This is a genomic window from Pseudomonas sp. NPDC088368 (assembly GCF_044753445.1).
Lineage (GTDB): Bacteria > Pseudomonadota > Gammaproteobacteria > Pseudomonadales > Pseudomonadaceae > Aquipseudomonas > Aquipseudomonas bambusae.
In genome coordinates this window covers 173,183-184,864 of the sequence record NZ_JBIVNG010000009.1, presented here as the reverse complement: position 1 = coordinate 184,864, position 11,682 = coordinate 173,183, and the positions used below count along the sequence as shown (strand labels likewise).

The 11,682-nt window shown below is 58.0% G+C and carries 12 protein-coding genes and 1 tRNA gene; 8 read left to right on the top strand and 5 right to left on the bottom strand.

Annotated elements, in window-relative coordinates:
- Position 1: 1 nt before the first annotated feature.
- A complete protein-coding gene (gene ung, locus ACIQAL_RS20635) occupies positions 2-697 on the bottom strand; it encodes a uracil-DNA glycosylase (protein WP_401148881.1) in 696 nt (231 codons plus the stop codon).
- Positions 698-866: 169 nt separating this feature from the next.
- Between ung and ACIQAL_RS20630 the strand changes: the two genes are divergently transcribed.
- Positions 867-1,979 carry an enoyl-CoA hydratase/isomerase family protein gene (locus tag ACIQAL_RS20630; RefSeq protein WP_401148878.1) on the top strand — a complete coding sequence of 371 codons (1,113 nt, stop codon included), beginning with the start codon at positions 867-869 and terminating at the stop codon, positions 1,977-1,979.
- 92 nt (positions 1,980-2,071) lie between these two features.
- On the opposite strand, the gene ACIQAL_RS20625 is transcribed toward ACIQAL_RS20630, so the two are convergent.
- Positions 2,072-2,584 carry a hypothetical protein gene (locus tag ACIQAL_RS20625; RefSeq protein ID WP_401148875.1) on the bottom strand — a complete coding sequence of 171 codons (513 nt, stop codon included), beginning with the start codon at positions 2,582-2,584 and terminating at the stop codon, positions 2,072-2,074.
- Positions 2,585-2,785: 201 nt separating this feature from the next.
- Positions 2,786-3,220 (bottom strand): DUF3757 domain-containing protein, encoded by a 435-nt coding sequence (locus ACIQAL_RS20620; RefSeq protein ID WP_401148873.1) that lies wholly within the window; start codon positions 3,218-3,220, stop codon positions 2,786-2,788.
- A 372-nt stretch (positions 3,221-3,592) separates the two neighbouring features.
- Here ACIQAL_RS20620 and ACIQAL_RS20615 point away from each other — a divergent pair, with 372 nt between their 5' ends.
- The 5 genes from ACIQAL_RS20615 (at position 3,593) to ACIQAL_RS20595 (ending at position 7,676) form a co-directional block, all read left to right on the top strand.
- Positions 3,593-5,074 (top strand): diguanylate cyclase, encoded by a 1,482-nt coding sequence (locus ACIQAL_RS20615; RefSeq protein ID WP_401148870.1) that lies wholly within the window; start codon positions 3,593-3,595, stop codon positions 5,072-5,074.
- Positions 5,071-5,295, top strand: a complete 225-nt coding sequence (locus tag ACIQAL_RS20610) for a cysteine-rich CWC family protein (RefSeq protein WP_401148868.1) — start codon at positions 5,071-5,073, stop codon at positions 5,293-5,295. Before ACIQAL_RS20615 ends, ACIQAL_RS20610 begins: the two co-directional genes overlap by 4 nt.
- Before the next feature lie 253 nt (positions 5,296-5,548).
- The gene (locus tag ACIQAL_RS20605) at positions 5,549-6,241 is read left to right on the top strand and encodes a pseudouridine synthase (protein ID WP_401148865.1); all 693 of its coding nucleotides are present in this window, start codon (positions 5,549-5,551) and stop codon (positions 6,239-6,241) included.
- 309 nt (positions 6,242-6,550) lie between these two features.
- Complete coding sequence (locus tag ACIQAL_RS20600; RefSeq protein ID WP_401148862.1) at positions 6,551-7,435, top strand: alpha/beta fold hydrolase; 885 nt, start codon at positions 6,551-6,553, stop codon at positions 7,433-7,435.
- Positions 7,436-7,602: 167 nt separating this feature from the next.
- Positions 7,603-7,676, top strand: a tRNA-Gly gene (locus ACIQAL_RS20595).
- A gap of 79 nt (positions 7,677-7,755) precedes the next feature.
- On the opposite strand, the gene ACIQAL_RS20590 is transcribed toward ACIQAL_RS20595, so the two are convergent.
- Together ACIQAL_RS20590 and ACIQAL_RS20585 are read right to left on the bottom strand one after the other, a co-directional pair.
- Positions 7,756-9,099, bottom strand: coding sequence for an MFS transporter (locus ACIQAL_RS20590; protein ID WP_401148860.1), 1,344 nt, complete (start codon positions 9,097-9,099; stop codon positions 7,756-7,758).
- Between the two features lie 84 nt (positions 9,100-9,183).
- Positions 9,184-9,555 carry a tautomerase family protein gene (locus tag ACIQAL_RS20585; RefSeq protein WP_401148859.1) on the bottom strand — a complete coding sequence of 124 codons (372 nt, stop codon included), beginning with the start codon at positions 9,553-9,555 and terminating at the stop codon, positions 9,184-9,186.
- 245 nt (positions 9,556-9,800) lie between these two features.
- On the opposite strand from ACIQAL_RS20585, the gene ACIQAL_RS20580 reads away from it, so the two are divergent.
- On the top strand, positions 9,801-10,226 hold the full coding sequence (locus tag ACIQAL_RS20580) for a MarR family winged helix-turn-helix transcriptional regulator (protein WP_401148856.1): 426 nt from the start codon (positions 9,801-9,803) through the stop codon (positions 10,224-10,226).
- A gap of 236 nt (positions 10,227-10,462) precedes the next feature.
- On the top strand, positions 10,463-11,680 hold the full coding sequence (locus tag ACIQAL_RS20575; protein WP_401148853.1) for a YbfB/YjiJ family MFS transporter: 1,218 nt from the start codon (positions 10,463-10,465) through the stop codon (positions 11,678-11,680).
- Positions 11,681-11,682: the final 2 nt, after the last annotated feature.

Sequence of the window (11,682 nt, the reverse complement as noted above, 5' to 3'; positions counted from 1 at the left end):
CTTACACAACCGCGGGTAATCGCCATTCAATGGGTGTGAGGCCATTCTGCTGCAGATACTTGTTGGCCATCCCGAAATGCCCACAACCGAGGAAGCCTTTGTAGGCCGATAGCGGCGACGGGTGGACGGAGGTCAGGATCAGGTGCTTGGACGCGTCGATCAGCTTCTTCTTGCTCTGGGCGTGAGACCCCCACAGCAGGAACACCAGATGCGGCTGATGGGCGCTGACGGTTTCGATGATCTTGTCAGTGAAGTGCTGCCAGCCTTTACCCGCGTGTGATGCTGCGTTGGCCCGTTCGACAGTCAAGGTGGTGTTGAGCATCAGCACGCCTTGATCCGCCCACGACTGCAAGTAGCCGTGGTTGGGAATGTCGATGTTCAGGTCGCGTTTCAGCTCTTTATAGATGTTGACCAGCGACGGCGGCGCAGGCACGCCCGGTTGGACCGAGAAGCACAAGCCGTGGGCCTGATTCGGCCCGTGGTAAGGGTCTTGGCCGAGGATGACCACTTTCACGGCGTCCAGCGGCGTCGAATTCAGCGCATTGAAGATCAGCGGGCCTGGCGGATAAATCTCTTTACCTGCCGCGTGCTCCTGGCGCAGAAACTCGCGCAGTTCGCCCATGTAGGGCTTCTCGAATTCTTCGCGCAGAGCCTGTTTCCAACTGGGCTCCAGCTTGATGCGATCGTGGTCAGTCATGTTCATATCCGGAAAATCAATGCGCGGACTTTAGGGGCTATGACCAATTATTTCCAGCGCAGCGCATCGGGGGTTTCCTACACTCCACTGCATCGACCCTGTGCAACTTCCCGCCATCCGGGAGACTCACAGCCTTGATTGACAGCTGTCCCACGAACAAGAGGTCACGATGAATCTGCAATTCGAAGAGCTGACCGGAACCGACGGCGCCCGCTTGGGCATCGCCACGCTGGATGCGGAAAAATCACTGAACGCGCTGTCCCTGCCCATGATTCTTGCCCTGCAGGATCGCCTCGACGCATGGGCCAGCGACCCACAAATCGTCTGTGTGTTGCTGCGCGGCAACGGCGCGAAAGCTTTCTGTGCGGGCGGCGACGTCCGTGCGCTGGTCGAAGCGGCTCACGGCAAGCCGGGAAAAGTCCCGCCCCTGGCGGCGCAATTCTTTGCAGCGGAATACCGACTGGATTACGCGCTGCACACCTACCCGAAACCGGTCATCTGTTGGGGCCATGGCTACGTGTTGGGCGGCGGCATGGGCTTGCTGCAGGGCGCCAGCATTCGCGTGGTCACGCCGAGCAGCCGACTCGCCATGCCCGAGATCAACATCGGCCTGTACCCGGATGTCGGCGCCAGTTGGTTTCTGTCGCGGCTGCCCGGAAAGCTGGGCCTGTTTCTGGGGCTGACGGGGTCGCACATCAACGGCCGTGACGCGCTGGACCTAGACCTTGCAGACCGTTTTCTATTGGACGATCAGCAGGAAGAAATGATCGATCGCCTGTTGCAATTGAACTGGCAGGAACAGACCGCCGTTCAGCTCAACAGCTTGTTCAAGGCGCTCCAGCAGGAGGCGACAGAGCAATTGCCTCCCGCGCAATGGCTACCCCGTCGGCAGCAGATCGACGAATGGCTGGATGTAGGCGACGCGATCTGTGCGTGGAATGCGCTCAAGCATCAATTGCATTCGCCGGATGCGCTACTGGCGAAGGCTGCGAAGACGCTGACCGAAGGCTGTCCGATGACGGTGTTGTTGGTGTGGGAACAGATCCAGCGTGCGCGGCACATGTCGCTGGCTGAAGTCTTTCAGATGGAATACAGCATGAGCCTCAATTGCTGTCGTCATCCCGAGTTTGCCGAAGGCGTGCGCGCGCGATTGATCGACAAGGATCACACGCCTCACTGGCACTGGCAGGACATCGCCAGCATTCCGCTGGCGGTGGTGGAGGCACATTTCGAAAAGGCGTGGGAAGGACGGCATCCGCTGGCGGATCTGTCCGAATACTAAAAAGACAGCGACGAGCGGGGAGTTTTTAGAGCGGCAAGAAAAAAGCACGGCCACCTTCGACCGTGCTTGAAGCTTGAGGCTTGTGGCTGCTCTTACCGACTGCCACCACTTTGGCTGTCATGCCCGCCTCGGCCAAAACCGCCGTCGCGATGGAAGTTGCCACCGCCACCCGGTCTGCCAGGGCCCGGGCCGCCTCCGGGGTTGCCATGCCAGCCTCCACCACCGGGTCTTGGACCGGAAGGCGGGGGTGGTGGGCGATAACCTGAACCACCGCCATGGTAGCCTCCGCCGCCACCATTCCAGTGCCCGCCGCCGTAACCGGGGCGTCCGCCGTAGCCTGGACGCCCGCCATAACCTGGACCTGGGCCGTAGTAGCGCGGTGGCGGCGCGTAATAGCGAGGCGCCGAGTAATAACGCGGCGAGTAATAGATAGAGGGGCCGTAGCCTCCCGAATAGCCACTCGGGCCTACTGCCCGATAGCCGTCATACACGTATCCGCTGCTGTAAACGGGCTGCGTGTAGGTTTCCTGTTCGTAATAGCCTCCTCCGTAACAACCTGCGAGAGACAACGTCATCAACACGGTAAGCAAGCTTCGTCGATACATAGCGGCCTCCTGGACCGCGATAGAGCTCAAACCAGCGGCGCTGGTCGGCGTTCTCGATATTACTAGGAGAACATTTGGTCTGACAGCGAAAAGGGCATGCAGTGCCCTTTTCGCGTCACCATCTGACGAAGTGTCGTGCAGGTTTTATAGGATTTTTATCACCCGACGTGAAATCCGAACCGCTGGGCATTGACCCGAAACTTATTTCAGCTCAGAAAAAGCGCAAGCGTTTTTTTCCGGACTATCGCATTGATAGATAACAACACCAAACGGCCCCTCTGTGCGTTTCCAGGCGGACGTATTTTCCAGCTGAACAGCAATCTCGGAACTTTCACCTGGGCGATAACGCAGATCGATTCGCTCACCACCTTCGGTCATGTAAGCGCATTTGCCAAACGTACCATTTGATTCGTTTTTTCCAGAGTAAACCGTCGCCATTTCGAAACGTTTGATTGGCTTAGGATCTGGGGTCGACAGGACACCCACCCACTCACCCTTCCCGCTTGCCGTAGGGGCAGTAAAGATGCCCGCCGTATGCTGAATATCAATAGAGCCGGGACAGGATTCATTGACTGCAGCTATGGAAACGCCCGATAGGCTCATCATCAAGGCTGCGCAGACATATTGGTATTTCATAATTAACCTTCCTGGTAAAAGTAGTGTTCCTTGGGATAACGGCTGCCTTCATGCCAGGCGTCGTCCGTTGCAAACTAAAGCTTAATGGCAGCCGATACTTTTTCAATCTACAAATGAGTAGGATATTTCCTATAACTGCCGTGAAATTTCGCCACCTTTTAATAACTTCGTACTAGACAGTCTCACTTCTTTAGCTGTGCCTTGTATAGATCGCTCTAATTTCGATGGAGGTTAGCGTTGGTCAGCAGTCGCGCTTTGGGTCCGTGGGATTTGCCAGGACAGGCTGCAAACCGCTGACGCCCCATGGCGCAACGGCATGGCATCAGGCTAGCATGTCTCGCCTAGTGGACCCCTTATTCAATCGGACTGGTCATGCCCCTTCGTTCCACGCTCCATTCACAACGCTCCCTGCTGTTGACGTTGGTGATTCTCTTGGGGAGCGGTTTTCTGGCGACGTCGCTGCTCAGCTACATCGCCTCGCGCAATGCCATCCGCGACAGCATCGTCAATACCGAGCTGCCGCTGACGTCCGACACGGTTTATTCCGAGATTCAGAAAGACCTCGTCCGCCCGGTGTTGATCTCGTCGATGATGGCGCGCGACACGTTTGTGCGCGATTGGGTGGTGGCTGGGGAAAAAGACCCGCAGCAAATGACCCGCTATCTGAAAGAGGTGATGGACCACTACGGCGCCTACACCTCGTTTTTCGTCTCAAATCACAGCCTGACTTATTACCAGGCCAAAGGCGTGTTGAAAAAAATCCGACCGGATGAACCCCGCGATGCGTGGTATTACCGGGTGCGCGACATGGCTGAGCCGTACGAAATCAACGTCGATCCAGACCTTGCGAACAAGGACAACCTGACCTTTTTCATCAATTACAAGGTGTTCGATTACAGCGATAACTTCATCGGGGCCACAGGCGTCGGTCTGACGGTGGACGCCGTGATCAAGCTGATGGATCGCTATCAGGAGCGTTACCAGCGCAGCGTGTATTTCGTCGATGCGTTCGGGCGACTGGTGCTGACAGGGGCCGGGGGTGGGCCGCAGGGTGCGAAGATTGGTCAGGTGCTGCGCGAACTTCCAGACCTCAAGGACCTGCTGAATCAGATGCCCAAACCGGTGAGCGGCAGCTATCAATATGACTCGCTGGGCGACGCCCATTTTCTCAACGTGCGTTACATCCCGGAGCTGAACTGGTACCTGTTCGTCGACAAGCGTGAAGACGGCGCTTTGACCGACATCCGCCAGTCCCTTTATCTCAATCTGCTGATCTGTCTGGCCGTGATGCTGCTGGTCTTGGTACTACTTAACCGGGTGGTTCGCCGCTTTCAGGTACGCATCGAGACACAAGCCATGGTCGACAGCCTGACAGGCCTGCCCAATCGTCGGGGCTTCGACCGGATCGCGATGAGTGCCATTGCCGAATGCCGCCGCGATCAAAAGGCGCTGTCGGCGATGCTGCTGGACCTGGATCATTTCAAGCGGCTGAACGACACCCACGGCCATCTCGCAGGCGACGAAGTGTTGTCTGGCTTTGCCGACGATGTCAGGCGCTGCTTGCGAGACAGTGACATCATTTGCCGATGGGGTGGCGAGGAGTTCATCATCCTGCTCAAGGACACCAGCAGCAGCGGTGCCCAACGCGTCGCCGAGAAAATTCGCTTGTTGGCGGAGCAGCATACCTATGTGTTCACAGGTTCCGCCCTGCAAGTCACGGTGAGTTTGGGCCTGACCGAGCCGCACCCCGACGACACCCTGCAAAGCCTGATTGCCCGTGCCGACCAGGCGCTTTACAGCGCCAAGCAGAGCGGACGCAATCGGGTCTGTACCGAAGAGGCCGAACCGGCATGACCGTTGTATCGAACGGCGCTGACATTTGCCCTGTCTGCGGCCAGAGCAATCGCTGCACGCTGGCCGATCCCCGGACGGCAAGTCGTGCCTGTTGGTGTTTCACAGAAACGATCGATCCCGCCGTGCTGGCGGCGTTGCCTAACGACATTAGGAACAAGGCCTGCCTGTGCCCGCGCTGCGCCGGATTAGTCGAAGAAGCCATGCCGACACAACCTCGATAGCCTCCACCCATCTCCGTCAGCGGCGCTACCGTCTCGCGAATGAATTCGCTCCTACAATTGAGCGTGAGTCAGCCCCCCACTTCGTCGCGCCGCAAAAATACCTGTAGGAGCGAATTCATTCGCGAGGCGGTGTCATCGCTGATACAGATAGGTCGGATGTACGGATTCTTTCGCGAATAAATTCGCTGCCTCAGGTTCAGCATCAGGCCCGTCTGACATAACATGCCCTCCTTTTTATGCACGCCGACTCGCCATGCGCCTCGACCGCTTCCTCAGCAACCTCCCCCGCTTCAGTCGCAAGGACGTGCGCCTGGCCCTGCTCGCGGGTCGGGTCAGGGTCGATGGGCTGATCACCAAGGACCCGTTGCACGAGGTGCGTGAATTCAGTCACGTGATGGTCGACGACGACACCCTGCAAATCGGCAAGTCCGCCCGCTATTTCATGCTGCACAAGCCGCCCGGTTGCGTCAGCGCCACGACCGACCCGCAGCACCCCACCGTTCTGGACCTGCTGCATGAACCCGACAAGCATGACCTGCACATTGCCGGGCGTCTGGACTTCAATACGTCGGGCCTGATGCTGATCACCAATGACGGCCAATGGTCGCGCCGCCTGACCCAGCCCACCACCAAACTGCCCAAGGTCTATTACGTCGAAACCGAACAAGCCATTAGCGAGCACTACGTCGAGAAATTCATTGAGGGCGTTTACTTCGCCTTCGAAGACCTGACGACCCTTCCAGCGGATCTGGTCATCCTCGACGCTCATCACGCGCGACTGAGCATCATGGAAGGCCGCTACCATCAGGTGAAGCGCATGTTCGGCTTTTTCGACAACAAGGTCGTGGGTTTGCATCGCGAGAGCATGGGGCCGCTCGTGCTCGATCCCCTGTTACGACCCGGCGAGTACCGCCCACTGGCAGCTGAAGAGATTCAGCTCATCTGACGTCTTTCGACCGCCCGGCAGATCGTGTAGGACAATTCCCGAACGGCACTTGCGGGTTCCCGGATCGGCTGCTTGAATCCAACCGTCGGTCCGCATGTGACCGGAGAGTCACGCACGTATTCCAAGAAACCTTTTGTCGGCTCCAGGCGCCTCAGGCACCGGGTCGGCAAACCGCCCGCCAATAACAACACCTGTCGGCCAGACCGTTCCGGACTGACATGGGCCCCCTTTCAAGGCATTGCCTACCTGTCACGAAACTCGTGCAACGTGGTTGCGCGCACACCTGTTTTAACGTCAGGAGACATGGATATGAGGCCAGAAATCGCTGTGCTTGATATACAGGGCCAGTTTCGGGTTTACACGGAGTTCTATCGCGCAGATGCCGCCGAAAAGACCATTGTCATGGTCAACGGCTCACTGGCCACGACAGCATCTTTCGCTCAAACCGTCCGCAATCTGCATCCGCAATTCAACGTCGTGCTCTACGACCAACCTTATGCGGGAAAATCCAAGCCTCACAACGTCCATGAAAAACCGCTGACCAAGGAAGTCGAAGGCCAGATCCTGCTAGAGCTGATCGACCACTTCAATGCCGAACACGTCATGTCGTTTTCTTGGGGTGGCGCAGCGGCACTGGTGGCATTGGCGCACCGGCCCAAGCGTATCGAGAAGGCCGTCATCAGCTCGTTCTCGCCGGTCATCAACGAGCACATGCACGACTACCTAACGCGGGGTCAGCAGCATTTGGGCGCGTTCGACCGATACGAAGTCGGTACGCTGATCAACAGCACCATCGGCAAGCACCTGCCGTCGCTGTTCAAGCGCTTCAACTATCGGCACGTCAGCTCGTTGGACCTGCATGAGTATGCGCAGATGCACCATCACATCAATCATGTGTTGGACACCACCACCCACGGCCAGATCAAAGCCGCCAAGCGCATCAATGTGCCGGTTCTGTTCATGAACGGCGAGTGGGACGAATACACCGCAGCGCCTGACGCCCGGCTGTTCGCGAACCACATCCGCGACTGCCACTTCACCACGATCAACAACGCGGGGCATTTTCTGGACATGGAAAACAAAGCGGCGTGCCTGGAATCCCAGAACGCGCTGATGAGCTTCCTTACCCCGGCCCCAGAACCCGCCCGCCTACGTTACCGACAGGTGCAGTCGAACCATGCATTTGCCATTTGACCGTGAAGGTCTCCGGGATCGGATTCATTCGCCATCAACCGTTCTGCACGACTGGTGAATGAATCCCGAACCTTTGCGCAATGCCCGTCTATTTCCGCTACAAGGCATTTAACGCTTCAATTCAATGCCCGCTTCTGGTACAAAGTCAGCCGCTGAAAGCGTCAAAAGCGGGTGTCGTATAATGGCATTACTCCAGCTTCCCAAGCTGATAACGAGGGTTCGATTCCCTTCACCCGCTCCAGCCTCCTTCTCTCCCTAGCTCCAACCCGGTTAACGGGTCATACCGACACCCTTCTTGCCTACATATCCACACGCTTTGGTCAGCGATTGCGCACAGCCCCTGCTGAAATCAGCGGCGCAGCTGTTGGCGATGCCACTTCACGTGACTCTCTGGCCATGACCGCACAAATCAGTGTGACGGCCGCTCCTACCATCGCGAAGATAGCCACCGCTGTGTAGTCGTTGTACTTGGCCAGCAATGCAGTTGCGATCAAAGGCGTTGGCGCACCGGCTGCGAGCGCACCGAGCTGAAAACCCAGCGTGACGCCGCTGTAACGCACTTCCGGGCTGAACATCTCTGCAAACCAGGCGGCCATGGGCGAGAACACGGCGGCGTGTGCAATCGACAGCACCATGACTTCCGCCAGCAGGATCAACAGTGGATTGCCCGTCCCGACCAGGAAGAAAAACGGAAACGGCGCGGCCACAGCCACCAGCGCACCGAAGATCACCACGGGTCGTCTGCCGACCTTATCGGACAGCGCGCCGAAGAACGGGTTGGTTAACAGCTCCAGTGCGGCCGCCAACAGGATGGCGTAGAGCACCGTCTGACGCGGCAGGCCGAGGTGACCACTCATGTACATCAAGCCGAACGTTGTGAAAACGTAGTAAAGAATGTTGTCGGCAAAACGCAGCCCCGCCGACAGTAGAATCGCGCGGGGAAACCGGCGGATCGCTTCAAGGATCGGCAGTTTGACGCGGGTGTCGGCGTCGAGCACGTTACGGAACGCAGGCGGCTCTTCGATGCGCAAGCGGATGAGCAGCCCTACGACGACCAACACTGCACTGAACACGAACGGCACGCGCCAGCCCCATTCAAGAAACTCGGATTCCGGCAGTCGGCTCGCCAACTCCATCCCGGCGGTTGCCAGACAAAGACCGGCCGGCAGGCCCATCTGCGGAAAACTGCCGTAGAACCCCCGTTTGCCGGGCGGTGCGTGTTCGACCGCGATCAACGCCGCACCACCCCACTCCCCGCCCACGGCCAGGCCCTGTACGACACGCAGCAGAATCAACAGCACGGGGGCAGCGAGGCCGATGGAATGGTAGGACGGTACGAGACCGATGAACGTGGTAGAGATGCCCATCGCCAAGAGTGTCGCGACGAGCACGAATTTGCGCCCGATGCGATCACCCAAATGGCCTGCGATGATGCCGCCGAACGGGCGAGCGATGAAGCCGACGGCGAATGTTCCGAAGGCCAGCAGCGTCCCGTTGAGGGGGTCACTGGCGGGGAAGAACAACTTGCCGAAGACCAGCGCGGAAGTGATGCCATAAAGAAAGAAGTCGTACCATTCGATGGTGCTTCCGATGAAGCTGGCGAGGGCAATGGTTGACATTTTGGGCGACGTTTTTTTCGCCGCCACAGAGTCTGGACTGTTCATTGTTTCTCCTTACGCATGTGCATGCATCGATGTATTTATTGTTGTGATTGCTGCCGGTGCGTCCCTGCACCTTGCTGTGAAGCGTCAAGCGTAGGGTGGGTCCGGGAGTTGCTTGCCACCCCGGATGATGTACTTGGCGACATACTCGAGAAGGCCGGTTTCGATACGCTCTTCCGGCACACCCGCCAACTCGCTGAACAGCGCGCTGACGCGCTTGACCAGAGCGACCTTGGCTTCTTCAGAACGCCCCGCGCGGATGTTGCACATGATGAGGGTATCGGCGCCTGGTTCGCCGCCCACATAGCTGCTCTCAGAAGCAAGATCATTGAAGATCACGCTGATGATTGGCAGGGGCGATTTGATGATTTCATTCACCGCGAGGGTGATGGCTTTGGCGACTCTGCGCTTGACGTCAACGTCGAGCCCGGCGCGAGTGTTGCAAACGATGATCGGCATTTTTTCAGTCCTCATTTTTATTATTCAAGCGTTCAAGCGATAGATTGCATACGAATGCAATCCACTTGAAGTCACTATAGATGCACCTGCATCTGATGTATATGCACCAGTGTAGGGAAATTTATCTACCAGCAGACGAAAGGCATCCGCGCAAAAATCGGGTTGCTTTATCGGGCGCGACATCGCCCTCAGTGCTATAGAATGGATGCATATACATTCCCGTTGCCGGGTGGAGATATTCATCGATGTTCACCGAATGCTATTGCACCCAGTTCAGGCGCTCCGCCAATGCGCTGACCAGCATCTACGATGAAGCCCTGCGGCCTGCAGGGCTGAAGATCACTCAGCTCACACTGTTGCGCGGACTGGATCGTCTGAAGGAGGCGACCTATAACGAGGTCGCCGCGGAGCTTTCGCTGGACAAAACGACTATCTCACGCAACCTCAAACTGCTGATCGAGGCTGGCTGGGTCCAGACTTCCAGCGAAGGGGATGCCCGCTACAAACGCGCCAGCCTGACCGATGAAGGCAGGCACGTCTTACGGGACGCGGAGCCGTATTGGCTCACTGCACAAACCCAGATCGAGAAAGAGCTCAGACAATATTTAAACGGACCTGCCCAGGCAGTCCTGCTGCAAGCCCTGGAAACCCTTCAACACGTCGGCAACTGACACGAAACCCCGCCTCGCAAGGCAGTCCTCATCAATGGCACAGCGCGTTGAGCCTGTGTCATACGATTGTCGTGGGCGTCTCAATCCGCTGATGTTGAGTCGAACATAAAAAACGAGGGTACTCAGACAGCCTCGAACAATCTCTTTATCAGATACCAGCGTTCAGTTCTTTTCGCTTATTCAGATACCCACTCCGGGCGTAGGGTGGTTGTATCTGAACTCAACAGGCGACGAAGATGGAAAAGGCTCACGCATTCTCCCAAGCTGAAACGGCTCAAGATCGTTCCCATAACGCCAGATGGGGCATCGCGGCGGGATTTCTCGCGACGCTGGTCGGGATCGGTCTGGCGCGCTTCGCCTATACGCCCCTGTTGCCAGCCATCATTGATGCGGGCTGGTTCGATGCGTCCAAGGCCGCCTATCTGGGCGCTGCCAATCTCGCGGGTTATTTGATCGGCGCGCTGACAGGTCGAGTGATGGCAGACAAATCGTCCACAGCCTTCACGCTCAGGGCCATGATGCTACTCGCCAGTGTTGCGTTTCTGGCCTGTGCCTTTCCGATTTCCTACCTCTGGTTTTTTGCCTGGCGACTGCTGTCGGGCATTTCTGGCGGCGCCTTGATGGTGTTGGCGGCGCCCGCAGTGCTTGCGCATGTTTCACCCGCCAAAAGAGGGCTGGCAGGCGGGCTCATTTTCATGGGGGTCGGGGTCGGTATCGCGGCGTCGGGCACACTCGTGCCGCTCTTATTGCAGCAAGGCCTGAAGCAGACGTGGCTGGGGCTGGGCCTGATTTGTCTGGTGTTCACGGCGCTCGCCTGGAAGGGTTGGCCGACGCACGAAGCGGCGCCGGCCAATGCGACTCATCATCCTCGCCAATCGAAAAACACCACGCTGAGAGCCTTGTACGCCGAGTACGCCCTCAACGCGGCAGGTTGGGTGCCGCACATGATTTTCCTGGTTGCGTTCGTGGCCCATGGACTGAACAAAGGGCTGGAAACGGGCGCGCAATATTGGGTGCTGTTCGGCATCGGCGCGACCCTTGGGCCTTTGCTCGCCGGCGTGTTGGCGGACCGGGTAGGCTTCGGTCTGGCGCTGCGCCTGTCGTTCATTCTGGAAGGGGTGTGCGTGTGCATTCCCGCGCTGGGGCTCGGCACACCCTGGCTGATGGCGTCGAGTGTCGTGGTCGGCGCTTTCGTGACCGGCACGGTGCCATTGGTATTGGGCCGTGTGCACGAATTGCTCGTACACCACCCGGCTCAGCAAGCTGCAGCGTGGCGCACCGCAACGGTGGGGTTTGCCCTGTTTCAGGCTGTGGCGGCGTACGGTTTTTCGTACCTGTTCACCTACAGCGGGAGCAACTACGCGCTGCTGTTCGTGATCGGTACAGGGGCCATTGCACTGGCGCTCTTGATCGACATCGTGGCAGCGCGCAGCCCGGTTGAAACCGCTCGTTGAGT

Bases quoted from the DNA above. Each gene is read 5' to 3' on its own strand.
- ung (WP_401148881.1), bottom strand. From the start codon at position 697: ATGACTGACCACGATCGCATCAAGCTGGAGCCCAGTTGGAAACAGGCT.
- ACIQAL_RS20630 (WP_401148878.1), top strand. From the start codon at position 867: ATGAATCTGCAATTCGAAGAGCTGACCGGAACCGACGGCGCCCGCTTG.
- ACIQAL_RS20625 (WP_401148875.1), bottom strand. From the start codon at position 2,584: ATGTATCGACGAAGCTTGCTTACCGTGTTGATGACGTTGTCTCTCGCA.
- ACIQAL_RS20620 (WP_401148873.1), bottom strand. From the start codon at position 3,220: ATGAAATACCAATATGTCTGCGCAGCCTTGATGATGAGCCTATCGGGC.
- ACIQAL_RS20615 (WP_401148870.1), top strand. From the start codon at position 3,593: ATGCCCCTTCGTTCCACGCTCCATTCACAACGCTCCCTGCTGTTGACG.
- ACIQAL_RS20610 (WP_401148868.1), top strand. From the start codon at position 5,071: ATGACCGTTGTATCGAACGGCGCTGACATTTGCCCTGTCTGCGGCCAG.
- ACIQAL_RS20605 (WP_401148865.1), top strand. From the start codon at position 5,549: ATGCGCCTCGACCGCTTCCTCAGCAACCTCCCCCGCTTCAGTCGCAAG.
- ACIQAL_RS20600 (WP_401148862.1), top strand. From the start codon at position 6,551: ATGAGGCCAGAAATCGCTGTGCTTGATATACAGGGCCAGTTTCGGGTT.
- ACIQAL_RS20590 (WP_401148860.1), bottom strand. From the start codon at position 9,099: ATGAACAGTCCAGACTCTGTGGCGGCGAAAAAAACGTCGCCCAAAATG.
- ACIQAL_RS20585 (WP_401148859.1), bottom strand. From the start codon at position 9,555: ATGCCGATCATCGTTTGCAACACTCGCGCCGGGCTCGACGTTGACGTC.
- ACIQAL_RS20580 (WP_401148856.1), top strand. From the start codon at position 9,801: ATGTTCACCGAATGCTATTGCACCCAGTTCAGGCGCTCCGCCAATGCG.
- ACIQAL_RS20575 (WP_401148853.1), top strand. From the start codon at position 10,463: ATGGAAAAGGCTCACGCATTCTCCCAAGCTGAAACGGCTCAAGATCGT.